Here is a 22255-nt window from a genome sequence, read left to right on the forward strand (position 1 = left end):
GTCATCAGAGCACATGCCTCCGTTGGAATGACCGTGAAGATATACAGGATAAACTAGGTTACAAGAACGCACTTGAGGGCGCGTAGATATACGAAAGTAAACCTCATACTTGAGGGCAATCATTGCTCGGCCAGAGTTTGCGGACGTGCTCGACGTAGGCCGGATGCGGTTCAACGGCATCAGGTGGCCTCTGGGAAGGCGTGATGCAGGAGGCGCCTGCCCTGTGTGATGACCACAACGCCACAGGTTGTTGCTGTCGCGTCGGATCATCGCAGCGCCCCGATAGCGCCACCTGGTCGTGCGCCCGGCGCATACAGCCTTAAAACAGCTGCCAGAGTGAATGGCAGCGAGTTTTTCGAAGACGAGCCCACAGTGGGAAGACTAGCGCCAGGCCGTAGCCTATTAGGATGCCGTCATCGGCTTTCCCGGAATCTTCCCCGAGTGTCCTTTCCTGAAACGGCGCAGCGGAGATGGAGAAACGGGACACTTCCGCGTGTTCAGATGACCACCTTCGTCAAGACGCTCAGAGCTTGGAGAGGGGCGTGAAGGGATACGGAGCGAACCCGGAAATGATTGTCGCCCAGCGCCCGTTTCGGGCCCTCATGGAGCGCTCTGCCGGTTTCGGAAGTTGATATTCCGCCGAGCTGATGGCTCCTGCTGCGGCCGATCAGGTCAGGTCGACCACCAGCTTGTAGCCGGAGATGCCGGCCCTTTGAGCGTCGACGGCGCGCTGGAACGCCTCCAGACCTCGACCGACGATCTTGGGGTCGGGAGCGGCGACATATCGGCCGGCAGCGAGCGCGGCCGGAAGGAAGTCCTGATAGATCATCGGCCCGACCGCGTCGTCGCGCAGGCTGGTGCCGGCGATCGCGGCCGCCTGGACCGTTTCAGGCGGCTCGATCCGGATCGGCAGGGTGACGGTGACGAACCGGCGGCCCTCGCTCCGGCGCATGACGGCGAAGGTGTCCGCGAGGTTGCCGGTGGCATGGAACGCGCCGACCAGCGTCTTGCCCTTGAGCGCGGCTGCGACGGTGTCCACCACCTCGCCATCGCCGTGATCGAACACCTCCGCGGCGCCGAGCTTTCGCACCAGCGCGTAATTGCGGGGCGAGGCGGTGGCGATCACCTCGTAGCCCGAGGCTGTCGCAAGCTGCACCACGTTGCATCCGACGCTCGACGATGCGCCCCACACCAGCAGCGTCTCGCCACTGGGTTTTGGGTCGAGGGAAGGATGGAGCAGGCCGAGATGCTGGGACTGGTAGAGCCCGCAGGCCGCCGTGCCGATGCCGAGCGGCAGGACTGCGGCGCTTGACGCCGACATTCCTGCCGGAATCGGCGCGGCCATGTGGGCAAGCACCACGGTATGCTGCTGGAAGGCGCCCTGGGACGGCAGGTTGACGGTGGTGCCGACGGCCTGTCCGAGCACGCGATCGCCGACTTCGAAGCGCTCGACCCCTTCGCCCACCGCGACGACCGTGCCCGCGACGTCGCTTCCCGCGATGATGGGATAGTCGAGCCAGGGCAGCACGGCCGCGTCCTGAAGAAGATAGTCCAACGGATTGATCGCGACCGCCTCGTTTCGCACGAGAATCTCGCCGCGCGCCACGGCCGGCACCTCGGCCGGAGCGATCGACAGAGGTTCGCCCGGTTGGCGCTGCCAGGCCGCCCGATTGTCTATGGTCATGTGTTGGTCTTCCGTCTGTTGCCCGTTGCCGCAGTTCGACGCTGATGCCGTGGCTCAAGGATACGGCGCGCCCGCTTGTTCGCAATCCGCATCAATGGCAATGTGTTGTTGCGCCTGGAGCAACAATATGAACGGCAAAGACTATCAGGACCTGCTCGTTTTCATGGCCATCGCAGGCGAGCTGAGTTTTCGCGGCGCGGCGCGGCGCGGCGGCTGGGCATGACACCGTCTGCGGCCAGCCGGGCAATGACGCACCTTGAGGACCGCCTGGGCGTACGGCTTCTGAATCGCACGACGCGCAGCGTCGCCCTGACGCCCGCAGGCGAGGCGTTGTCCGGGCGCCTGCCGGCGCTCGTCGCCGCCATGGAAGCCGCCGTGGACGACGTCGTCGCATTGAGCGACGCGCCGAGCGGCGTGGTGCGGCTGAACCTGCCGCGGGTCGCGGCGGAACTTCTCCTCGCACCGCGGCTCGCGCCTTTCACCAGGGCCTTTCCAGCGATCAAGTTGGATCTGTCGATCGACGACGGCCTGAGCGACATCGTCGCCAAGGGACACGACGCCGGTATCCGGGTCGGCGGGCGTCTCGCGCAGGACATGGCGGCCGTTCGCCTCACGGCCGATCTTTCTGCCGCCGTCGTCGGCTCGCCGGAATACTTCCAGAACCGCCCGCGGCTCGAACACCCGCGGGATCTTTTGCAGCATTCGTGCCTGAACTATCGCTGGCAGCAGACGCAGGAGGCTTATCGATGGCGGTTCGAGGAGGATGGGCGAGCGATCGAACTCTCAATCGAAGCCAGCCTCACCGTCGATGATACCGGTATCTTGCGCGAGGCGGTGCTGAACGGCATGGGGCTCGCCTGCCTGCCCGACAGGCTCGTGGCGCCGCTGGTCGCATCGGGCCGCCTTGTGCGGGTGCTGGAGGATTTCTGCCCCGCCCAGCCCGGCTTCTTCCTGTACTACCCTCTCAACGGGCACCCTTCCGCAGCGCTGAAGGCCTTCATCGGCTTCGTCAGAGCGGCGGGCGCGACACGGTGATGTCGGGCAAGCCACCACGACCGTGCCAGGGCATCTCGATCCCGCCGAGAAGGACCGGCAATCTTCTCCGGCAAGGATCGAGAACGCGACGGATGCTCCTATTCGGTCGCAACCGGGCTCGGCCCGCGTTCGAGATAGGTCGACAAGGCGATGTAGCTGCGCGTCCCCGTGAAGCCCTCGATGGAATGGATGCGCTCGAGCAGGTCTTCCAGCGCCTGCGTGTCCCGTGTCCTGACCTTGAGGAGCATGGCGCTCTCGCCGGTGACCGTGTGGATCTCCTCCACCTCGGGAAGCTCCTTCAGCGCCAGGAGGTGGCGCGTCACGGCCCAGCTCGTCGTGTCGACATGGACGAAGGTGAGGAGCGGGCGGCCGAGCTTGGCGCCATCGAGCACGGCGACGTTTGCCTTGATCACCCCGTCCTGCCTGAGGCGCTTTACGCGCTCGTGGACGGCTGGGGCCGAAAGGTGCAGCAGCTTGCCGAGTTCCGCGTAGCTGCGAGACGAGTCCTCGGCCAGAAGGCCTAACAGCGTTCGGTCGCGGTCGTCCAAACGGGCCGGCGGTGCGAGCCGCGGCCGAACGGGGTTCGAATCTTCCGCCATGACGCGAAAAGCCTTTGGGTCCGAATGAAGTTCGGAACTATATAACCAGAGCCGTACAAAATTCAACGAATAATGGCTCTGGCCCGAAGGGTAATCAGGCATGTTCGATACGAAGGTCGCCATTCTGGTGCTCGACGATCTTGCGACTTGGCAGAAGCTGAACGTCGCCGCGTTTCTGGCGACCGGCATCGCCGCTGCGGCCCCGGAGGCGATGGGCGACCCGTATGAGGACGTGGCGGGACGCGGGTTCGCCCGCCTTCTCGGACAGCCAATGCTGATCTTCGCGGCCGGCGAGAGCGAGTTGAAGCGCGCTCATCGCATCTCCGGCGAAAAAGGCCTGTCCACCGCCGCCTATGTTCGGGCGATGTTCTCGACGGGCCACGACGCGGCGAACCGCGAGGTGTTCAAGGCAGAGCCGGCGGACGCTCCCGACCTCGTCGGGATCGCGATCCGCGGTCCGAAGAAGGATGTCGAGAAGGCGACGAAAGGCGCGAGGCTGCATCCATGATCGAAACCCCAGCTTTCGCTTTCGCCCAGCTCCTTCCCTTCGTGACCTTTGCCTTCGTGGCGTCGATCACGCCTGGTCCTTCCAACCTCCTCATTCTCGGCAACAGCGTCCGTTATGGCTTTGCCGCCGCGCTCCCGATCGTCTGCGGGGCATGCGCAGGATCGGCGGCACTGGTCCTGTTCGTTGGATTCGGCGCGGGCGCATGGCTCGCAGCGCATCCGGGCGTCCAGACGGTCATGGGATGGGCCGGGACGCTCTGGCTGAGCTATCTCGCCTGGCAGATCGCTTGCAAACCTCCCGCAGACATCCGCACAGCCGCCGACAGGCCGACCGGCGGATGGATGGCGGCAGCGCTTCAGATCGCAAACCCCAAATCGTGGAGCATGGCTCTCGCCGTGGTCAGCGTCTTTGCTGGCGCGAACGCGGATCTGCCCCGCTACGCGTTCCTGTCGGCCGTCTTCCTCATGGTCTCGGCGCCATGCCTCACAATCTGGGCGGTGCTTGGATCGCGGGCCGGGGGACGACTGCGGTCGGCGACGAGCGCCAAAGCACTCAACGTCATCCTTGGCGCCGCGCTCTTCGCTTCGGCGTGGGCCGGGCTCCTGGAGCACGTCCGGATGTAGCGAGCGGCAAGGCCGCCCGCCGTTCAACCATCGACATATCGGGCAAGCTCGTCGGGCGTCCCATTCGGAAAGGCGTCCCGCAGGTGGTCGAGGAAGGCAGAGACGCGGGCGCTGAGAAGGCGGCGGCTGGGATAGAGGGCCCACAGAGCGATCTCCGATCCCTCGACGTCGCCCCAGTGGGTCAGCGTTCCGGCGGCGAGATCGTGGCTGACGAGCGAGATCGGAAGGCGGGCGAGACCGACCCCCATCCGCGCGGCATCGCGCACCATGATCATCGACGAAAGGCTTAAGCCGGGACGCACCGCGATGCTGGACGGGCCGGCGGCCGTGGACACGGTCCAGGTCTCGACCGGTTCGGCCTTCCCTCGCACCACCGCAGGAACGGGCGATCCGTCGGCGGCGGGCCTTACTTCCGGGCTCGACACGATCACCAGACGGTCGCGAAGGAAGATCCGCCCGACGAGGCTGTCATCGGGGTCCGGGTTCACCCGGATCACCAGGTCGTAGGCTTCTTCCACCATGTCGACGGCGCGGTCGTCCGTCGTGACCTCGAGCCGAACGTCGGGATGCTTCAGCGCGAAATCCGCCGCCAGCTTTCCCATCGCGGTCTGGGAGAAGAGAAGGGGCGCGCTGATGCGCAGTCGGCCGCGCGGATGGCGCCCACCCGAGGCAATGGCGGTGGTCGTCTCTTCGAGGTCGGTGAGCAGCGTGCCGGTTCGCTCATAGAGTGCGCGCCCCTCCTCGGTCAGTTTCAAGGCCCGGCCGCCACGCTCGAACAGGCGCAGGTCGAGGCTCGCCTCCAATTCCGCGACACGGCGCGACAGCGTCGCCTTGGGGCGCCCGCTCGCCCGCGCCGCTCGGCCAAACCCTTCATGCCGGGCGACAAGATTGAAATCGGCAAGGGCGAGGAGATCCATTTGTTCCACCTGTGAGACGGAGGGTCCAAATTATACGTCTACCGTAGTGAATGCGGATCACCGATCTTGCAAGTGTCTTCAAACACCAAACCGGAGTTTCTCCCATGACCATTCTTGTGACAGGCGCCACAGGCAATGTCGGCGGCAACGTCGTCGATCAACTCGTCCAGCGCGGTGCCGATGTGCGCGCTCTCGTCCGCGATCCCGCCAAGGCCGACTTTCCGGCCGGCGTCGAAATCGTCAAGGGCGATATGCTCGACGTCGACTCCCTGCGCCAGGCCTTTTCGGGCGTCTCCTCGCTGTTCCTGCTGAACGCGGTGGTGCCCGACGAATTCACCCAGGCGCTGATCGCGCTCAATCTTGCCCGCGAAGCCGGGATCGAGCGCATCGTCTACCTCTCTGTGATCCACAGCGACGTCTATGTGAACGTGCCGCATTTCGCCGGTAAGTTCGGCGTCGAGCGGATGATCGAGGCGATGGGGATGAACGCCACCATCCTGCGCCCGGCCTATTACATCGACAACGAGGTGACGATCAAAGACGTGGTGACCGGCTATGGCATCTACCCGATGCCGATCGGCAGGAAGGGCCTCGCGATGGTCGATGCCCGCGACGTCGGCGAGGTCGCTGCGATCGAGCTGGTGCGCCGCGAGCAGTCGCCGACCCCGCTGCCGCTGAACCGCATCAACCTCGTCGGCCCCGACACGCTGACCGGTCCGGACGTCGCGGCGATCTGGAGCGAGGTGCTTGGCCGCGAGATCGCCTATCCGGGCGAGGATTTCGCCGGCTTCGAACAGAACCTCAGGCAGGCCATGCCGAGCTGGATGGCGCTCGACATGCGCGTCATGGCCGAGCGCTTCGTCTCCGACGGCATGGTGCCGGAAGACGGCGACGTGGAGCGCCTGACGACGATGCTCGGCCGCCCGCTCCTCAGCTACCGCGACTTTGCCGCGCAGATCGCCGGCTGATCCCTCAACGCACTCAGTCCCAGGAGCTTTCATCATGATCTATTCCACCGCCACCGTTCCGGTGAACCCGGACGGCGAAACCAAACTTACCCGCGAAGAGGCCTGGAAAGGCCTCGAGCTGAAGGCTCGCGACGCGCGCGAATTCCTGCCGGCCGGCCTTTGCACCCGCTGCGACGTCAGCGAGGAAAGCGCGACCCACTTCGTGCGGGACGCGACGATCGCCGGGGCCGACCTTCGCGAGATCATCGTGCTCGAGCCGCAGACGAAGGTCACCTTCTTCCAGGCGACCGGTCCCCGCGAGGGCGCGATCGTCAACGAGCTGTTCGAGGACGAAGCGGGCGCGCTGCAGCTCAAGTTCTACTGCTATCTCGGCCTGCGCGGTAAGGCGCCGAACGGTCCCGAGGAGCAGGCCGAACAGGCCCTGTTCGACAGCGACAAGGGCTACAAGGCCGCGTTGCTTTCGACCCTCAAGCGCACCCGCGAACTCCTCACCGAGGGCCGGCTCTGAGGCGCAGCCGCTTCTTGCGACCATGATCCCGCCCTTCCCGCGGCCGCGCGAGGGCGGGATCACCGATCCTTCAATCCCGTTCTTCCGATCGCCTATCCCCCCGACGTTGCGCCGGAGAAGCCGAGACTTGCGCCGCTCGAAAGAGGCGAAAGCGCAAGCTGACGCCCCCAGCCTATCGGGCCCCCAATTCCAGGACCAACGGCCGGAACATGACAGTGGAACTCTGTCCAAATCGTCCCATCAGCGAGACATGCCGTCCATAAGTGACGTCTACTGCATCATATAAGAGACGGTAAGTTCGGCATGTACTCGAACCAAGGAGAGCCATCATGACAAACTCGATCATCAAGCACGACATCACGTCCTCCGACGCTCAGGCCATGCAGCAAATGCGGGCCATGCTGGACGCAAACCCCAAGCTCACATTCGAGCCCGCCAGCCGCGCCGCCTTCGACGGCATCATGGGCCAAGCGCCCGCACCCGAGGACGTGACCATCGAGAGGGGGGAACTCGGGGGCGTTCCGGGCTGGTGGACGCGCCCGACCGGGGCAACCAAGGGCTCTGTCATTCTCTACCTCCACGGCGGCGGCTACGTGATCGGCTCGGCCGACGCCTACCGCAACTTCGCCGGCCAGATCGCCAAGCGCGCCGGTGCCGCGGCGTTCGTCGCCGACTATGCGCTCGCGCCGGAGCGGCCGTTCCCGGCCGCCGCCAACGAGGTTCAGGCCATGCACAAGGCGCTGCTCGCTCAGGGCTATGAGCGGATCGCCATCGCCGGCGACTCCGCCGGCGGGGGGCTTGCGCTCTCGGCCGCCGCCGATGCCGACGCGAAGGCTGGCAAGATCGTCGGCGTCGTCGCGATGTCGCCCTGGATCGACATGGCGCTCTCGGGCCGGTCGTTCGCGACCCGCGCGGATGCCGATCCGCTGCTGTCGCGCGATACGCTGGCCGAGGCAGCCAGGCTTTATCTCGGGACGACCAATCCGTCCGACGATCGGCTGCCCCGGATCGACAAGGACCTCTCCAAGATGCCGCCCGTGCGCATTCATGTGGGCGATGCCGAGGTCCTTCTCGACGACTCGCTGCGCTTTGCCGAGCAGGCGGAGAAGCAGGGGGTGGAGTCCGCGGTCCATGTCTGGGAGGGCATGACCCACGTCTTCCCGTCGAGCTTCGCCATGCTCGAGGCGGGAGCGGAAGCGCTCGCCGATATCGGCTCGTTCCTGGCCGGCCTGTTGAACAAGCCTGCGAAAAAGCGCGTGCTGGTGCTCGGCGCGACCGGCGGCACGGGACGGGGTATCGTCAAGACGTTGAACGAACGCCGCTTCGCCCCGGTGGCGCTCGTTCGCTCGCCCGAAAAGGCCCGGGACCTCGACGCCGTGATCGTCAAGGGCGATGCGAGCGATCCCGCCGCCATCGCCAGGGCGCTGGACAACGTCGACGCGGTCATCTCGGCGCTCGGCACCCCGGCAAGTCCCTTCCGCGAAGTGACATTGCTCTCAACCGCCACGAAGGCGCTCACCGAGGCCATGCGAAACAAAGGCGTCAAGCGGCTCGTGGCGATCACCGGCATCGGCGCCGGCGAGAGCCGGGGGCATGGCGGCTTTCTGTTCGACCGCATCATCATGCCGCTCCTGCTCAGGAAGGTCTATGCCGACAAGGATCGGCAGGAGACGATCATCGCCGGCAGCGGGTTGGACTATGTAATCGTGCGTCCCGCTGTCCTGAACGACAAGCCGCGGCGCGGCACCGTTCGGGCGCTGCTCGATCTCGGCGGTTTCCACGGCGGGACGATCGCCCGCAGCGACGTCGCCGACTTCGTCGTCGATCAGGTGGAAAATGACGCATTCCTCGGCAAAAGGCCGCTGGTCACCTGGTGAGAGGTCATGCAGTCTCTCAATCGTCTGCCGGGAAATGGGACGGGATGAAGAGCCTGTCCCATTTCCCGCGTCTGCACGACTTCCGATGGCAGTCGCTGCAAGGCGGACGGTGGCCGTCAGATCTGCGCGGAACCGCCGTCGGCGAAGAGTTCGCTACCGGTGACGAAGCTGCTTTCGTCCGAGGCCAGGAACAGCGCCGCATTGGCGATCTCGTCCGGCTCGCCCAGCCGCCCGAGAGGCGATGCCGCCTCCGATGCCGCAACGAACGCTTTGTTGGCCTCCTCGCCGGGGGCGAGGGCATGCCAGCCAGGCGTCGACGTGGATCCCGGAACCAGCACGTTCACGCGAATGCGGCGTGGCGCGAGCTCGAGGATCCAGCCGCGGGCGAAGCTGCGAATGGCGGCCTTGGTCGCACCGTAGACGCTGAAGGCGGGGATCCCCGTGGTCGCGGCCGTCGATCCCGTCAAAATGACCGAGGCGCCGTCGGACAGGAGCGGAAAAGCCTTCTGGACCGTGAAAAAGGTTCCTTTCACGTTGGTCGCGAAGGTGCGATCGAAGTGCTCTTCGCTGACCTCGGCAAGCGCCGCGAATTCGCCGCCGCCTGCATTGGCGAACAGGACGTCGATCCGCCCTGCTTCTTTGCGAACGCTCTCGAAGAGCCGGTCGAGGTCGGCCATCTTCGCGACATCGCCCTGGATGCCACGGGCGCCATGCCCGACTTCGGCGACCGCCCGATCGAGCTCGGCCTGGCGCCGACCCGTCATGAACACCTTGGCGCCCTCTTGCGCAAAGCGCTTGGCGCTCGCAAGGCCGATGCCGCTGTTCGCACCCGTGATGACCGCCACCTTACCATCAAGCCTGCCCATGTTCGTCTCCTGTTGGTTGGACGGAGAGGATATGGACCGGGCGCATACCTCATGTATAGTACCCACCTTTAGGTAAGTGGAGAGGGCGGTTGAACATCGGTGCGTCCAAATGCGGTCTCGAGATCGCGCTCGCCGTGGTCGGAGGCAAGTGGAAACCCCTGATTCTCTACCATCTCCGCCATGGCCCCCAGCGGTTCGGCGACCTTAGGCGCCTAGTCGGCGGGATCAGCGAAAAGGTGCTGGTCCAACAGCTTAGGGATCTCCAGGAAGCGGACGTGGTCGTTCGCCACGACTATCAGGAAGTGCCGCCGCGGGTCGACTATACGGTCACGCCGTTCGGCATGACGCTCGTCGAGGCGCTCATGCCGCTTTGCCAATGGGGAACGCAGAACCGGACCAGGGTGTCGCGTCGGTTGGAGCTGACCGACACCGACGTGTCAGCGGCGTGAGCTGACATCCAGGCCTCGAATAGTCCCCCGTGCTCCGTCCTGGAATTGAGCGGATCAGACCTTCTCGAAGATGCCGGTATCGCCGTCTTCGATCGTCCCTCGGGGCAACCAGCGCACCCGATCTTGAAAGTCCCGCATCAGCCGGCTTCCCACCATATGCAGGTTCGCGCACGCCAGAGTCCCGCCGGGGACCAACAAACTCCAGAGCTGGTCGATCAAACGCGGTTCCGGAGCGATGCCATCGAAAAAGGCGAAGTCATAACCCGCCGCGAGCGCGCGCAGGATCGTGTCGAAATCGCCCTCATGAACGGTGATGCGCTCGGACAGGCCCGCCGCCGCGATATTCTTGCGCGCGAGCGCGACATGGAGAGGGTCTTTCTCGACGGTGTCGACCAGGGCCGAGGGAGATGCGGCGGCAAGACAGCAGGCCGTGTAGCCCAGCGCGGTGCCCAGTTCGAGAATGCACGCCGCATGGGCGCCCGCGGCCAGCGCGCTCAGCGCGGCACCGTCGGAGTAGGTGTGGGCATGGCAGCCGTGGTCCTGGCGATGCGCCCGGGTCATTTGCCGGATATGTTCGAATAGCATCCGCTAGACTTTCTCGCGCCGATGGTCGGTGAGCGCTTGGGCAATGGTTGTCGCGAGCGGCGTTGTCGGCCGCCCGATCAAGCGTGAGAGATCGTGCGACAGGTCGAAGAGAGCGCCTTGCGCCACCGCCGCGTCGATCCCTGCCAGAAAATCTGCGACATCTCCGGGCACGCCGCGCTCTTTGAGCGCGCTTGCATAGCTCTCAGGCGGCAGATCGTCGTAGCGAATCTCACGCCCGCTCAGCCGAGTGAGTTGCTCACACAGCTCGAAGAGCGTCTCTCCGAAGCGGACCGACTGGTTCCGGCCCAGTGCTTCCTCTCGCGACATGGGGAGAAGAGGCAAGGATGGGACCCCATCCGCGCCATGACGCGCTCGGGTGGCGGCTGGCGCATGTTGCCGAAGGAATGTCCGCCCTGGCAAACCGTCTACTGGTGGTTCCGCCGCTTCGTCCGGTAGATGCTGTTCAAGACGATCCACAGCATTACGCTGATGCTCGATCGCGAGCGGACGCGCCGCGAGGCGAGCGCAACGGCTGTTCAGACCGGCGATGCGCCCGCCAATCTGGCGCACGATCATGTCATGAGTCCGTTCAGTAGCTCCGCAAGGGCCTCGTTGTAATCATCGTTCGAACCGGAGCCTTCGGGATCGGATCGACCACCGATCGCGGTTGCGATGGCCGCGCCGTGGGTGAAATCAACGAGAATGTTCACCCAAAGCCGGGTTCTTTGCGGCGACAAACCCGCTTCGACCAGAAGCTGGGCAATCTCCTCGGTTATCCGCTGCGCCTGTTCCGGAAAGACCGTGGGTCGGCTGAAGATGAGCAGGGCGAGGCCGGGATGCTTCAGCACTTGGGCATGATAGGCCCGCAAGAGGGCTTCGATCCGGCACCGGGGGTTGCCCAGTGCTGGTGCGGAGACGCTGCGATAAACCCGTTCCGACATGGCACTGATCAAACCGTCGCGATCACCAAAGTGGTGGTATATCGTCATCGGATTGATCTGGAGCCGTCCGGCCAATGCACGCATGGTGAATGCATCGACGCCCTCGGTGTCGAGCAGGTCCAGGGCGGCTGACAGCATGTCATCGGGCGAGACAGCAGGCTTGCTGTGGGGTGGACGGCCCCGTGGGCGCGTCACCGTGCGATCCGGTAGCGCGACTGGACGAGGCCGGAGGCGAAGCTTCGGGTTTCCTCGTGAACGAGCGAAATGTCGGCAGGGACCGTGCCAAACAGGCTGCGCCCCTCTCCGAGCAGCACCGGAATGCGGGTGATCACCATATCGGCGATCAGTCCCGCACGCAGGAATGACTGGATGATCAAACCGCCGTCCACGTAGACCCGGCGATGTCCCGCAGCATCAAGCATGGCCATCGCTTGCTCTGGCGATGCGTCGGAAAGCTGCAGCTTTCCGGCCAGTTCCTCCGGAACTTGCTGGTTCTTGAGTGAGCGTGACATGACCACGACGGGGCGAGTGTAACGCCAGGGCCTCTCGGCCCGGACGCTCTCATAGGTACCGCGTCCCATGAGGATGACATCGATGTCTTCGATGAAGGCATCGTAGCCATGATCTTCGGACGGGTCATCCCTTTCGAGCAGCAGCCGATGTCGCCGTCATTGCGCGCAATGAATCCATCCAGACTGGTCGCTATGAAAACATGGCCACTGATCATTCCCATTCTCTCTTTTTATACATTGTATAAATACCTAGAGGGGTGTCGCTTGCGTCAAGCCTGCGACCTCGCATCATGGCGCCGGGTGAAAGATCGCGATGAGCGCTGTTGGGGCACCCATCCCCGCCAAGGGGGGAGCACCAAAAAGACTCCCACGGAGCGGCAGCTTTCCGCCAGTCGCTGCTCTGGAGTTGCCGTTCCGCTTTCGGCCCGAAGCGGCGTCGGAATAATTTCCGAAAAAGTTGGAAAGTTGATCGTTCGCTTTTGCCAAGCACAGCCATGAAAGCGGCCACCAGGGGCGATGAAGTAATCGAAAGAGATAGCTCTCTTTTCCTTTCCGACGACCGGGGAACTTAAAACGCGTCCGACCCGGTCCAAGCAGCGGACACTTGCCACAGGCGCTCCGCCGCGTCCGGATCGCAAGCCCAGGGGCTGACTCCTTTCCTTCCCACGCTCGGGTCGTTGACGATGGCGATGTCGCAGTCCTCGCAGTAGACGCCGCCGAAGCCTTCGAGACGTGGGCTCGTAGCGCACCAGACGCTCGTCGCGGCCCCTTGCTCCAGCGTCTTCATCCCACGTTCGGGATCGATGATCGGGCGCCCCGCCTCGTCCAAAGCCTCGAAGGAGGCGATCTCCTCGGCACTGAGATGCCGGGCAAGATCCGTCAGGATCTGGCCGGGATGGAGCGAGAAGGCTCGGATGCCATGATCCCGTCCCCGGCGGTCGAGTGCCATCGCGAAGAGGGCATTGGCTGTCTTCGACTGACCGTACGCAACCCATTTGTCGTAGGGGCGGGCCCGGAAGTCGATGTCCTCGAAGTCGATTCCGGCGATCTGGTGGCCGCGCGACGAGACACTGACGACGCGGGCTCCTCCTCCCGCCGCGAGGGCCGGCCACAGGCCGAGCGTGAGCCGAAAGTGGCCGAGATGGTTCGTCGCGAACTGCGCCTCGTGCCCGTCGGCGTCCCGCATTTCGGGCGTCGCCATGATGCCCGCGCTGTTGACGAGGAGCGACACGGGTTGCCCCGTGCGCACGATCCGGTCCGTGAAAGCGGCAATGGAGCGCGGATCGGCGAGATCGATCGATTCGACCGATGCACCGACAAGACCCTGTAGAGCGGTCTTCGCCCGCTCGGGACTGCGGGCCGGCACGATGACCTCGGCCCCGGCGTGAAGAAGAGCGCGTGTCGTCTCGAGCCCGAGCCCCGAGGCTCCTCCGGTCACGATGGCGAGCTTCCCCGAGAGATCGATCCCGGAGACAACCTCCATGGCCGTGCTGGCGGCGCCGAAGCCGGAGCCGATGGGCGTTTGCTGTGTCATGCTGTTGTCCTGTGTGAGTTGGCACCACGCGGGACCGTGGAGCGCCTTGAGAGCCTGAATGTGGAACGGCGACCTTGGATCGCCGTCGATTGATCACTGTGTCGGGAAGGCCGGGCCTGGGTCTGCCCCGAAAGCGCGCGCGACGTGGCGGAGCTTGTCGGGATTGCGGGTGATGTAGATCGCGGTGATCCGCCCGTTCTCGATGGCGAGCGCAGTCGTCTGGAGGACGTCGCCGCGCTCGCGGCTGACATAGCCGGGCAGCCCGTCGATCCAGACGGGTTCGAGCATCTGCGCCCAGCCTTCCCCCCATTTGCGTCGCACGGCCACGTAGAGGCGGAGCAGGCGGTCCAGTCCCGAGATGGGGTTGATGAAGGCGAGCACCTTGCCGCCGCCGTCCGAGCGCAGGACCGCGTTCTCGGCGAGGAGGGCGCGCAGCGTTGCGGTGTCGCCGCTGGTGGAGGCCGCGAAGAAGGCACGGGCAATCCGCTCGCCCTCCTCGCGCTCCACCGGAAAGCGCGGACGCGCGGCCTGCACGTTACGCCGCGCGCGGACGGCGAGCTGGCGCACGGACGCGGCTTCCCGGTGAAGCGTGTCCGCCACCTCGTAAAGCGGCACGCCGAAGACATCGTGGAGCAGGAAGGCCGCTCGCTCGAGCGGCGACAGCCGTTCCAGCGCCATCATCAGCGTCAGCGTGAGGTCGTCCTCGTCCACGCCGTCCTCCTCGGCTTCCACCAGCGGCTCGGGCAGCCAGGCTCCGACATAGGTCTCCCGGCGGGCGCGGGCCGACTTCATCTCGTCAAGGCAGAGCCGTGTGACGATGCGCGCGAGGAAGGGATACGGGGCAACTACGCCCTCCCGGTCCGCGGCAACCCAACGCAGCCAGGCATTCTGCACGACGTCCTCGGCCTCGCTGCGCGAGCCAAGCATGCGGTATGCGATGCGCAGCAGCCGCGCTCGATGAGTCTCGAAGATGACCGTGGGGTCGTCTAGCTGCCGCATATGCGTTTCCTCAACGGTGGTGTCAGGCGCCTCAGCCATGACTGTTATGGGCGATGACCGCCATGAGAATACATGGGCTTCTCCAGGGCGCTGCCCGAGTCGTAAGATTGGTATGGTCTGCATCCTCAACGAAAACAGCGAGGAGTTTGGACGGCTCGACGTCACTCGCGCTGATGGAAGAGCGCCCCGATTCAGGCGGCGGTGAGCCAGCTCTCGAACCGCGTCGGCCCGAGCCGCGCCGCTCTCGCATGCTCGGGAACAAGCGACCCTGTCTCAAGCGCGGCCCCGAAGTAGCGCGCCGCCTTGTCCGCCTGCACCTGCCGAAGGTCCCCAGCGGCGGCGATGCGGCGTGCGACGAAGTCACGCAATGGCTGGCGGTCCAGTCCGGCAATCTCGATCGTCGCGTTGCGAGGCGGAGCAAGCGCGACATCGGCGAGCACTGCGGCGACATCGACGGCGGCGATGGGCTGAAAGTCGGCGTCCGGTACGACGAGACGGTCGCCGTCGACCGATCCTTCGGCGATGGCCGTGACTAACTCGAAGAATTGGGTCGCGCGCACGATGGTGAAGGGGATGCCGGCGTCCCTGACGATCCTTTCCTGCACAACCTTGGCCCGAAAGTAGCCGTTCCCCTCGAGGCGGTCGGTGCCAACGATGGAAAGGGTGACGTGGTGCTTCACGCCCGCCTCGCGTTCCGCGACGACAAGGTTGCGGCCTGAGCGCTCGAAGAAGTCGAGCACCGCGGCATCCTCGAAGGAGGGCGAGTTCGATACGTCGACGACGGCGTCGGCTCCGGCAAGGGCGACCGCGAGGCCCGCTCCCGTCAGCGCGTTCACTCCACTGCTCGGCGAAGCCGCGACAGCCTTATGTCCTTGTTGGGATAATTCGGCCGTCAGATGCCGGCCAATGAGTCCGCTCCCGCCAATCACCACGATCTTCATGGAACTCATCTCCTTGTTCGAGATCGGACGGGCGGCCCCACGCCGCTCTCGGGCGTCCGACAAGCAAAGGACGAAGCGGACGGGGTCGGATGTGACATGCCCCACAAAAATCCGCGACGTGAAACGCGTAGGTGCGGCCAAGGCTCTATCGGCATCGCCAGAGGCGGTGCTGGCGCCGCCTCTGGCGATGCGACAGGGTGGCTAGGCCTTCGCCTGGACCGGAAGGCGAAAGGGCGCGCCGAGGCGATTGAACGCGGTCATCGCCGCGATGGTGATCGTCAGATCGACGAGATCCTTGGGTGCGAACGCGGCGCTTGTAGCGGCATAGGCCTCGTCGGAGGCGTGCGTCTCACTGACCAGCGTGACCTCCTCCGCCCAGGCGAGCGCGGCGCGATACTGCTCGGAGAAAAGGTGAGGCACCTCGGCCCAGACCGGAACGAGGACCACCTTCTCGATCGGCATCGTCTTCAGAAGGTCCCGGGTGTGCAGCTCGATGCAGTGCGCGCAGCCGTTAATCTGCGACACCCGCAAGAAGATCAGGTGGATCAGTTCATCGGGCAGATCGGTGCCCGTGGTGATGTAGTGGTGGATGCCATAGAGCGCCTTGGCACCCTGCGGCGCCACCTCGTTCCAGATCAGCCGCTTGTTCTCGGTCATGTTCTGTCCTCGTGCTCGGAACGCCGAAGATCGACGTTCAAAGTCATGACGAGCCGCCCTACCGAGATGTGACATGCCATTCAGCATTCTTTGATTGGCGAAGTTCATATCCCGGACGGGTGCTTCTACGTTCGCTCCCGATAAGCCTGCGTAGGTCTCTGGCCGACCGACATGGAGTCATTGGCGGGTCGGCAGCTACCTCCTTGAAAAGCTTCGAAGCAGACAGTCGGCTATCCGACCCGTTCCTGACGATGCGCTGAATTGGCTCTTGACGGGTCCGGTATCCTAAGGGAACCCAGGCAGCTCTCGTCCCACGGCATCATGAGCGGAAGGTTGTCGCAGTCAATCAGATGGCAGTTCGGCGCATGATTAATGTTTTGTAACCCTACTCTCGGAGCTCAAGCGCACAATCCGAGGCAGCGAATGGGGTAAATGCAAGAAAACGGCAAGTCATGGTTAATAGATTGTTGACAGAGAAATTCCAGTTTCGTCTTAGTGTTGCATTTATGCGCTATGATAGTGGCGGATTTAGCACTACGAATTTCGCATCGAATTCAAGGGACATTCCCGATGCGTGCTTTTTCATTTTTGATCGCTGTTTCGTCTGCAACCATCCTGGCGGGGGCGGTTCACGCTGCTGATCTGGGTTACGGGCTGTCGCCGACGCCGGCGCCGTATATTGCGGACGCGTTCGGCTGGACTGGTGGCTATCTCGGTGTGTTTGGCGGTGCGTCGGCCGCGGATTTCAAGTTCCCTGTTTCCTACAGCGTGGGCGCTGCACCGGCGGATACCGGATCTCTCGACGTTGACGGCGGAGGCCTGCTGGGTGGCGTCCAGATCGGCTATGATTTCGAATACTACAATTACGTTTTCGGCGCCGTCGCGGATATCGCGGCATCAAGCATCGATGCCGATGTCAACGCAACGGTCGCTGGTATCGGCAGCGCCAGGGCCAAAGACGAGCTGAAGTACCTCGGAACGGTGCGCGCGCGCCTCGGAGTTGGCTTCGACCGAGTTCTTCCCTATGTCCATGGCGGCTTCGCCTATGGCAAGACCGAGCAGACCTTGTCCGTGAGCGGGGTTGGCAGCATCAGCGAGGATGATACGAAGACCGGGTGGGTCGTCGGCGCCGGTGTCGAGTACGCCATCACGCCGCATGTGTCGTTCCAGACCGAGTACTCCTACACCGACCTCGGCAAGGATACGATCTACGCCGGTGAATTGACGGGTGGCGACAACCTGAAAATCTCCGAGGAGCTCGACTTCCATACCGTTCGGGCCGGGATCAACTATCGGTTCTGATCCAGAGCGAACTCAAGGGTAGGGCGGGGCCAAAGGTGCTCCGCCTTTTCTCGTTGCGCTGTGCCCAACCAGAAGCCGATCGGGTCTCCGCTGAAACAGCCAACGGCCAGCTTCATCTTCTCGATGAGCGCTTGAGCGGGTTACGGCAGCACGTCGCGGAAAAGTATATTTCCAAGGATGAGGCGGAGAAGATGGAAGCTCGGATTGTCGCTGCGGTGGGCAGTGTTGGAGAGCGGACCTCGAAGGACCTGAGCACCCATGCAGCCCGCATGGACGATATGCTCAAGCAATTGTCGAGGATGCCCGGCAGCGATCGGGAATAGTCTCACCTGGACAGCGCGCATATTGATGCGGCAGGGCGTCAATAGCGTCGAAGTTGGTCATTCAACGCGACCAGCGCGCAAATCAGGAAAGCTGATGTTGCCTGTACCCGTGCCTGAGCCGCTGGCCAGGTCCTGACCTGCGGCTACGGACCTTGAAGAGTGCCCGCGAACGCCGACGATTTAATGGCATCGTATCGCGACGGAGATTTCTTTCGCAAAGTCGGCAAGATCCGGCGCATCGAGTTTCGGAGAGGAAGCAGCATCATTGGCGAATGTAACCTCGATTCCATTCGCAAGAAGGAATGAGACAGCGGTAGCGCTGCGGATAGCGAAATTTACATTCTGTGCGATGTCGCCAGTCGCCAGCATCGCCGCAAAGGCGTTGAGCTTAGCAGTGACTATGCCCGCCACGTTCCCATGGGAATCGAGAAGAGGGCCGCCGCTGTTGCCCGGCTGCACGGGCGCGGACATTTGGAGATATCGGGAATCGTCCCTCAAGCCCGTCTGGGCCGTCACGTTTCCGAGCGTGAAGTTGCCTCCACTGGAAAGAATCGATGACAGCGGATAGCCATATGCCGCTACCGCCTCGCCGAGCCTGACTTTGACATTGAATTTCGCGAATTGACCGCCCTGCTTCTCCACCTTCATGAGCGCTAGATCGTTTGTCTCATCCAACGCCACGATCGTAGCTGGTAGGGGAACAGACCTTCCTTGCAGCACCACTGGCCTGCGGCACTCGTTCACAACGTGAAAGTTTGTCAGTATCTCGCCGCTTTCGGAAACAAAGAACCCTGTGCCTGATGATGTGGCCTGCTCATAGTTGTCCTTGTCGCTGACCGCAGGTTCAGGCACTGGCGTGTCTACAGTCGACGGGGCTTGGGAAGCCACCTGAGCCGGCGCGGGCTGCGACGCTTGCGGCGTTTGAGGGGTGGAAGGCGACAGGTATCCGTGTTCCTGCAGGTGAGCCTTCAGGGCCTCGGGAAACGAAGCATTGACTTTGAAGCTCTCGGGGCAATCCGCAAGTTTCAGCGCCTGCGAGCATACTTGCATCGTCCAGTCGCTGTTCTTGTCGTAGGACGCCTCCATCCTGCGCCAGGCGTCATCGAACTCTCCCAGGAGGGCCTTTGTCGCCACCCAGGCAGCAAGGAAGCCGTTAGAGCTCCAAAGCGACTTATCCAGGCTGGCCGCATGCTCCATCCGATAGAGGTCGCGCCGATAGGAGGTCACAAACTGCCCGCTGTGCCTTTGGTCCAGTATTTTGCCGCCGCGCAGTTGTTCTACGACCATGGGCGCCCAAGAAAGAGCATAAGGCGCGAAAGCGTAGAGGAAGCTGTTGTCAGCACTAACCAGCTCGAGGCTGCCATCCTGGTCCAAGTCGCTGAAGGTATAGCCGTCCCCGTCGAGTACGGAAGCCTGAACCTGCGTCCACTTTCCATGCTGGCGGCTGAATATCTGCGTGACGGTGCAGCAATGGGCACCCCCCCAGAAAGCCGAGAACACAATGTCGGTGCGGTCTGAGGTGGGATCAAGCGGAGCGATCCGGACGGTCGACGCTCCATCGCCAGTCGACACGTCCGTGAGAACTGACGAAAACGCCCGGCGCCCATTTTCAAAGGCCGTGATCCGCGGAGAGCGCGACTCAGCATCATTTTGCACACTGTCGATGGTTACGCTAAGGCCGTTGCTGTCGAAGTTTACAGCGCGCGATGATCCGGTCGACCACGAAGGAAGTTTTATCTTTTCTGGCTTCCAGACGATCTCCTTGAACTCTGACCCGTTCGAGAGAAACAGGTCGGCGGGTACCCCTCCATTGGCTAATAGCTTCTGCTTCGCTGCACGCGCGCCTTCGGGAATAGGGACCGGTCCGGCAATTACCGCAAGCCAGCCGTTCGATGACCGCACGACTCGCACCTGATCGAATCGCCACTCGTAGACCGAGGCGATGCCCACAGCTTCGTCCAGGTTCGTTCGGCTCGCGAGTACCACCCATCGGGCCTCCGCTCCGCTCGGGACCGCGGCCGTGGCTGCGAACGGGGGCATGCTACATCCCGCAAAGAATAGAGCAACAAGCGCTCGCCTGAACATCGAGTATCCTTTCGTCGCGATGATGATGCTCAGTGGAGCGGCGGTGTCAATTTGGACCGAGCCATAGTCCCTTGCGATGCAGTCCAATCCCATAAGCTGTTGGTCCGCAATCAGGCCGATCGTCGCTCCGTGGAGTGGACCCCATTTCGCCATCCAGGACGCTGACGGCTTACGCTTGGCCTTTATCGACTACGAGGACAATCCGAGTCGCACTCAGCAGGTGGAGCTTCGTCGGCGAGGCCGAAGCGCGGGGCGATCGCGAAGAAGGTCGCCCGCGCGCTGACTGACGACGCAGCCAAGGTCGAGAGCTGTCCAGGCTCGGAGTAACGGGAAGAGGCCGGCATAGACGATCACCGTCCCTATACGTTGAGGTGTGCCAGCCTCAACGCCTCGCACCCGCCGACCTCGTAGACGTGCTTGATGCAAGCATCGTAGACCGAGCCGATACAGTCCAACCCGGCGAGCATCCCGACCTCGCACAGTCCCGCCAGCAGTTCTCCGGCGGTGGGGTTGAGGCGATGGCTACCATTGGGGATGCATGACCGCGCGGGGGGGCAGGCTCCTTCGCTCATAGCCTTGGCTATGCCTCAGCCCAGTGTAGCAAACGGACGGGACGCTCTTTCCGTCCTTAAATGACTTCCGGCCTATCCATGGGAAAACCGCGCGCCGCAGCAATGAAGGGTGCATGGAAAACATTTCCATCCCGACGCGGCGTGCCGCCGACTGCAGCGTGCGGGTTCTAGCCCTTCGCCTGCCGCCCGGCGGTCCGCTTGCGCCGGGCAAGTTGATCGAAATCGAGACCTTGAAACACCGAGAAGTCGATCTCCGGGTTGAGCGGCAGTCGAGCCAGTTCGCGCGCCCGGATCTCCGTGATCGACTTGAACCCATAGCCCTCGTGCTCGTCGACAGCGACTGCGTGGCCCGCCTGCAGCCGCCGATCCCGCCCGTCGATCTTGCTGTCTCGCATGTCCTCGATCTGGCCGCTGCGGAGCGAGTGGAAGACCTCCTTACGGTTCTTCGGAATCCCTGCGCGCTTGAACAGCCGCCCCATGTAGGAGGATGCGCTCTTGCTTGGATCGGCGAGACGCATCAGTTCCGGAAACAGGAAGGCGTCGCCCTGCGCCATAGCCCAATCGACGAAGCCGATCTCCGTGAGAAGATGGTGCAGCACAAAGAAGGTCGTGCTGGCTTCGGTCTTGTAGGGCACGCGCTTCCAGCTTCCGCCGATCTCGGTGATCGATGAGGTCTGGGCGACCCAGACGCCCGTGTATTTCTCGCGGATGTCGATACCCTTGAGATGGATCAGCAACCCGATGCGGCGACCCGTGAGATGGCCGAGCAGCGGCAGGATCGTGTTGTCCAGCAGTCCGCTTTCGACACCCGTCTTGAAGATCCGCGAGATCCGCTCGGCGCTGAGCGGCTCGGCTGAGACAGGCGGTGCCGCGGTTTGCGGCCACCACGCGCGGACATTGACGAAGGGATCGTTGTAGCCAAGGCTCGTGGCCTTGTGGCCAATCATCGTCTTGACGATGCTGACATAGCCCTCCTGCAGCGCTTTGCGGGACAGCGGCTTGAGGTGGAGGTCGCGATTGCCGTCGATGATCTCCCGGGCTGTCATCGCCGCCGGCCGCTGCGACTGTTGCGCAGGCCAGAAGGCCAGGAGGTTGATGTAGGCCTGCAGGTCGGCGGCGTCATAGGTGTCGACGGGGTGGTCTCCAATCAGCTCGATGAAGAGGTCGCGCCGGAACCGGGCCGTCTTCAAGTCCTTGTTTTGGGCGCCTGAGGCTGCGGCGCGGGCGGCAAGATAGTCGTCCGAGACTTCGCTGAAGAGAGCCTTGGTGGAGGGCGGGCACCGGACGAATCGTCGGTCAAGCTCGAAGGCGGGAATCCGGCGACCTTCCGCGTCTCGGTGCTCGTCTTGCTGTACGGCGGGAATAGGCTTTGCAATCGCGGCCGGAGCCGGAGCCGCTGGCTCAGTCGCAAGCGGCTGCTGCCGCGCCGCGTTCGCCGCGGGATTGTCCTCGACGGCAGGTTTGACCGCCTCTGGCGGAAGCGCGGTGCCGCCGAGCTTCTCGACGTATTTCTGCTTGAGGATGTCGGCATTGTCGACGATCAGCGGATTGCCGTCGGGGCCTTTGGCGAGTTCCCGGGCGATGCCGACCAGGCCGCGCCAGCCTTCGAACGCCTGGCTGTCTTCCTGGGACGGCGCCGGAGCATCCTTGGCGAGCATCTGAAGGTGCGCCTTCAGCCAGCCCCGCATCTCGGCGGAGGCCTCCTCGGGCGTCTCGCCCGAGAACATCTGCTCGGCCTCGTCGGACTGCCTGTCGTCTCCAGCCAATCGT

The 22255-nt window shown here is 63.8% G+C and carries 24 protein-coding genes and 1 pseudogene; 10 read left to right on the plus strand and 15 right to left on the minus strand.

What is annotated here, in order from left to right:
- Positions 1-667: 667 nt before the first annotated feature.
- Positions 668-1684, minus strand: a complete 1017-nt coding sequence (locus tag B5D38_RS18560) for a zinc-binding alcohol dehydrogenase family protein (protein WP_078709956.1) — start codon at positions 1682-1684, stop codon at positions 668-670.
- A gap of 219 nt (positions 1685-1903) precedes the next feature.
- On the opposite strand from B5D38_RS18560, the gene B5D38_RS18565 reads away from it, so the two are divergent.
- Positions 1904-2719, plus strand: coding sequence for a LysR family transcriptional regulator (locus B5D38_RS18565; RefSeq protein ID WP_245319376.1), 816 nt, complete (start codon positions 1904-1906; stop codon positions 2717-2719).
- A 98-nt stretch (positions 2720-2817) separates the two neighbouring features.
- Here B5D38_RS18565 and B5D38_RS18570 read toward each other — a convergent pair whose 3' ends face one another.
- Entirely contained in the window at positions 2818-3318 is a 501-nt protein-coding gene (locus B5D38_RS18570) for an Lrp/AsnC family transcriptional regulator (RefSeq protein WP_078709957.1), read from the minus strand.
- 100 nt (positions 3319-3418) lie between these two features.
- Between B5D38_RS18570 and B5D38_RS18575 the strand changes: the two genes are divergently transcribed.
- Together B5D38_RS18575 and B5D38_RS18580 are read left to right on the plus strand one after the other, a co-directional pair.
- Positions 3419-3826 carry a DUF2000 family protein gene (locus tag B5D38_RS18575; RefSeq protein WP_078709958.1) on the plus strand — a complete coding sequence of 136 codons (408 nt, stop codon included), beginning with the start codon at positions 3419-3421 and terminating at the stop codon, positions 3824-3826.
- On the plus strand, positions 3823-4449 hold the full coding sequence (locus B5D38_RS18580) for a LysE family translocator (protein WP_078709959.1): 627 nt from the start codon (positions 3823-3825) through the stop codon (positions 4447-4449). The genes B5D38_RS18575 and B5D38_RS18580 overlap by 4 nt, the downstream gene beginning before the upstream one ends.
- Before the next feature lie 23 nt (positions 4450-4472).
- Here the strand turns inward: B5D38_RS18580 and B5D38_RS18585 are convergent, their stop codons facing one another.
- Entirely contained in the window at positions 4473-5366 is an 894-nt protein-coding gene (locus tag B5D38_RS18585; protein WP_078709960.1) for a LysR family transcriptional regulator, read from the minus strand.
- 104 nt (positions 5367-5470) lie between these two features.
- Here B5D38_RS18585 and B5D38_RS18590 point away from each other — a divergent pair, with 104 nt between their 5' ends.
- From B5D38_RS18590 to B5D38_RS22620, 4 genes and pseudogenes are all read left to right on the plus strand, one after another.
- Positions 5471-6334, plus strand: a complete 864-nt coding sequence (locus B5D38_RS18590; protein ID WP_078709961.1) for an SDR family oxidoreductase — start codon at positions 5471-5473, stop codon at positions 6332-6334.
- 34 nt (positions 6335-6368) lie between these two features.
- On the plus strand, positions 6369-6842 hold the full coding sequence (locus B5D38_RS18595) for an AtaL-like protein (RefSeq protein ID WP_078709962.1): 474 nt from the start codon (positions 6369-6371) through the stop codon (positions 6840-6842).
- Positions 6843-7303: 461 nt separating this feature from the next.
- Positions 7304-7993 (plus strand): annotated as a pseudogene (locus tag B5D38_RS22615) (alpha/beta hydrolase fold domain-containing protein); the annotation flags it as partial.
- 24 nt (positions 7994-8017) lie between these two features.
- Positions 8018-8719 (plus strand): NAD(P)-dependent oxidoreductase, encoded by a 702-nt coding sequence (locus B5D38_RS22620; RefSeq protein WP_425349341.1) that lies wholly within the window; start codon positions 8018-8020, stop codon positions 8717-8719.
- 116 nt (positions 8720-8835) lie between these two features.
- Here B5D38_RS22620 and B5D38_RS18605 read toward each other — a convergent pair whose 3' ends face one another.
- Entirely contained in the window at positions 8836-9585 is a 750-nt protein-coding gene (locus B5D38_RS18605) for an SDR family NAD(P)-dependent oxidoreductase (RefSeq protein ID WP_078709964.1), read from the minus strand.
- A gap of 89 nt (positions 9586-9674) precedes the next feature.
- Between B5D38_RS18605 and B5D38_RS18610 the strand changes: the two genes are divergently transcribed.
- Entirely contained in the window at positions 9675-10034 is a 360-nt protein-coding gene (locus B5D38_RS18610; RefSeq protein ID WP_078709965.1) for a winged helix-turn-helix transcriptional regulator, read from the plus strand.
- 54 nt (positions 10035-10088) lie between these two features.
- Here the strand turns inward: B5D38_RS18610 and B5D38_RS18615 are convergent, their stop codons facing one another.
- From B5D38_RS18615 to B5D38_RS18655, 8 genes are all read right to left on the minus strand, one after another.
- Positions 10089-10619, minus strand: a complete 531-nt coding sequence (locus B5D38_RS18615; protein WP_078709966.1) for an O-methyltransferase — start codon at positions 10617-10619, stop codon at positions 10089-10091.
- 3 nt (positions 10620-10622) lie between these two features.
- On the minus strand, positions 10623-11195 hold the full coding sequence (locus B5D38_RS22625; protein ID WP_245319378.1) for a Rossmann-fold NAD(P)-binding domain-containing protein: 573 nt from the start codon (positions 11193-11195) through the stop codon (positions 10623-10625).
- Positions 11192-11698, minus strand: coding sequence for a TetR/AcrR family transcriptional regulator (locus B5D38_RS18630; RefSeq protein ID WP_207552994.1), 507 nt, complete (start codon positions 11696-11698; stop codon positions 11192-11194). The genes B5D38_RS22625 and B5D38_RS18630 overlap by 4 nt, the downstream gene beginning before the upstream one ends.
- Before the next feature lie 53 nt (positions 11699-11751).
- The gene (locus B5D38_RS18635) at positions 11752-12141 is read right to left on the minus strand and encodes a dihydrofolate reductase family protein (protein WP_245319379.1); all 390 of its coding nucleotides are present in this window, start codon (positions 12139-12141) and stop codon (positions 11752-11754) included.
- Positions 12142-12640: 499 nt separating this feature from the next.
- Entirely contained in the window at positions 12641-13606 is a 966-nt protein-coding gene (locus B5D38_RS18640) for an oxidoreductase (protein WP_078709970.1), read from the minus strand.
- 93 nt (positions 13607-13699) lie between these two features.
- Complete coding sequence (locus B5D38_RS18645; RefSeq protein WP_078710000.1) at positions 13700-14605, minus strand: sigma-70 family RNA polymerase sigma factor; 906 nt, start codon at positions 14603-14605, stop codon at positions 13700-13702.
- A 191-nt stretch (positions 14606-14796) separates the two neighbouring features.
- A complete protein-coding gene (locus tag B5D38_RS18650; RefSeq protein ID WP_078709971.1) occupies positions 14797-15546 on the minus strand; it encodes an SDR family oxidoreductase in 750 nt (249 codons plus the stop codon).
- A gap of 201 nt (positions 15547-15747) precedes the next feature.
- Positions 15748-16203, minus strand: coding sequence for a carboxymuconolactone decarboxylase family protein (locus B5D38_RS18655; RefSeq protein ID WP_078709972.1), 456 nt, complete (start codon positions 16201-16203; stop codon positions 15748-15750).
- A 570-nt stretch (positions 16204-16773) separates the two neighbouring features.
- On the opposite strand from B5D38_RS18655, the gene B5D38_RS18660 reads away from it, so the two are divergent.
- Together B5D38_RS18660 and B5D38_RS18665 are read left to right on the plus strand one after the other, a co-directional pair.
- Positions 16774-17505: an outer membrane protein gene (locus B5D38_RS18660; protein ID WP_165690906.1), complete on the plus strand. Its 732-nt coding sequence runs from the start codon at positions 16774-16776 to the stop codon at positions 17503-17505.
- Between the two features lie 35 nt (positions 17506-17540).
- Positions 17541-17828, plus strand: a complete 288-nt coding sequence (locus B5D38_RS18665) for a hypothetical protein (RefSeq protein ID WP_078709974.1) — start codon at positions 17541-17543, stop codon at positions 17826-17828.
- A gap of 180 nt (positions 17829-18008) precedes the next feature.
- Here B5D38_RS18665 and B5D38_RS18670 read toward each other — a convergent pair whose 3' ends face one another.
- The 3 genes from B5D38_RS18670 to B5D38_RS18675 all read right to left on the minus strand — a co-directional run bounded on the left by B5D38_RS18670 (position 18009) and on the right by B5D38_RS18675 (position 22251).
- A complete protein-coding gene (locus B5D38_RS18670) occupies positions 18009-19814 on the minus strand; it encodes a S1C family serine protease (protein ID WP_165690907.1) in 1806 nt (601 codons plus the stop codon).
- A gap of 458 nt (positions 19815-20272) precedes the next feature.
- Positions 20273-20485, minus strand: a complete 213-nt coding sequence (locus tag B5D38_RS22105; protein ID WP_131829967.1) for a hypothetical protein — start codon at positions 20483-20485, stop codon at positions 20273-20275.
- A gap of 167 nt (positions 20486-20652) precedes the next feature.
- Positions 20653-22251, minus strand: a complete 1599-nt coding sequence (locus B5D38_RS18675) for a site-specific integrase (RefSeq protein ID WP_131829968.1) — start codon at positions 22249-22251, stop codon at positions 20653-20655.
- Positions 22252-22255: the final 4 nt, after the last annotated feature.

The organism is Consotaella salsifontis, from assembly GCF_900167365.1.
GTDB classification, from domain to species: domain Bacteria; phylum Pseudomonadota; class Alphaproteobacteria; order Rhizobiales; family Rhizobiaceae; genus Consotaella; species Consotaella salsifontis.

What these genes read in the sequence shown, in the direction of transcription:
- B5D38_RS18630 (WP_207552994.1), bottom strand. Translation starts at nt 11,698, where the DNA reads ATGCTGTCAGCCGCCCTGGACCTGCTCGACACCGAGGGCGTCGATGCA.
- B5D38_RS18585 (WP_078709960.1), bottom strand. Translation starts at nt 5,366, where the DNA reads ATGGATCTCCTCGCCCTTGCCGATTTCAATCTTGTCGCCCGGCATGAA.
- B5D38_RS22620 (WP_425349341.1), top strand. Translation starts at nt 8,018, where the DNA reads ATGCTCGAGGCGGGAGCGGAAGCGCTCGCCGATATCGGCTCGTTCCTG.
- B5D38_RS18615 (WP_078709966.1), bottom strand. Translation starts at nt 10,619, where the DNA reads ATGCTATTCGAACATATCCGGCAAATGACCCGGGCGCATCGCCAGGAC.
- B5D38_RS18580 (WP_078709959.1), top strand. Translation starts at nt 3,823, where the DNA reads ATGATCGAAACCCCAGCTTTCGCTTTCGCCCAGCTCCTTCCCTTCGTG.
- B5D38_RS18660 (WP_165690906.1), top strand. Translation starts at nt 16,774, where the DNA reads ATGCGTGCTTTTTCATTTTTGATCGCTGTTTCGTCTGCAACCATCCTG.
- B5D38_RS22625 (WP_245319378.1), bottom strand. Translation starts at nt 11,195, where the DNA reads ATGATCGTGCGCCAGATTGGCGGGCGCATCGCCGGTCTGAACAGCCGT.
- B5D38_RS18640 (WP_078709970.1), bottom strand. Translation starts at nt 13,606, where the DNA reads ATGACACAGCAAACGCCCATCGGCTCCGGCTTCGGCGCCGCCAGCACG.
- B5D38_RS18655 (WP_078709972.1), bottom strand. Translation starts at nt 16,203, where the DNA reads ATGACCGAGAACAAGCGGCTGATCTGGAACGAGGTGGCGCCGCAGGGT.
- B5D38_RS18635 (WP_245319379.1), bottom strand. Translation starts at nt 12,141, where the DNA reads ATGGGACGCGGTACCTATGAGAGCGTCCGGGCCGAGAGGCCCTGGCGT.
- B5D38_RS18560 (WP_078709956.1), bottom strand. Translation starts at nt 1,684, where the DNA reads ATGACCATAGACAATCGGGCGGCCTGGCAGCGCCAACCGGGCGAACCT.
- B5D38_RS18590 (WP_078709961.1), top strand. Translation starts at nt 5,471, where the DNA reads ATGACCATTCTTGTGACAGGCGCCACAGGCAATGTCGGCGGCAACGTC.
- B5D38_RS18605 (WP_078709964.1), bottom strand. Translation starts at nt 9,585, where the DNA reads ATGGGCAGGCTTGATGGTAAGGTGGCGGTCATCACGGGTGCGAACAGC.
- B5D38_RS18570 (WP_078709957.1), bottom strand. Translation starts at nt 3,318, where the DNA reads ATGGCGGAAGATTCGAACCCCGTTCGGCCGCGGCTCGCACCGCCGGCC.
- B5D38_RS18565 (WP_245319376.1), top strand. Translation starts at nt 1,904, where the DNA reads ATGACACCGTCTGCGGCCAGCCGGGCAATGACGCACCTTGAGGACCGC.
- B5D38_RS18575 (WP_078709958.1), top strand. Translation starts at nt 3,419, where the DNA reads ATGTTCGATACGAAGGTCGCCATTCTGGTGCTCGACGATCTTGCGACT.
- B5D38_RS18645 (WP_078710000.1), bottom strand. Translation starts at nt 14,605, where the DNA reads ATGCGGCAGCTAGACGACCCCACGGTCATCTTCGAGACTCATCGAGCG.
- B5D38_RS22105 (WP_131829967.1), bottom strand. Translation starts at nt 20,485, where the DNA reads ATGAGCGAAGGAGCCTGCCCCCCCGCGCGGTCATGCATCCCCAATGGT.
- B5D38_RS18650 (WP_078709971.1), bottom strand. Translation starts at nt 15,546, where the DNA reads ATGAAGATCGTGGTGATTGGCGGGAGCGGACTCATTGGCCGGCATCTG.
- B5D38_RS18595 (WP_078709962.1), top strand. Translation starts at nt 6,369, where the DNA reads ATGATCTATTCCACCGCCACCGTTCCGGTGAACCCGGACGGCGAAACC.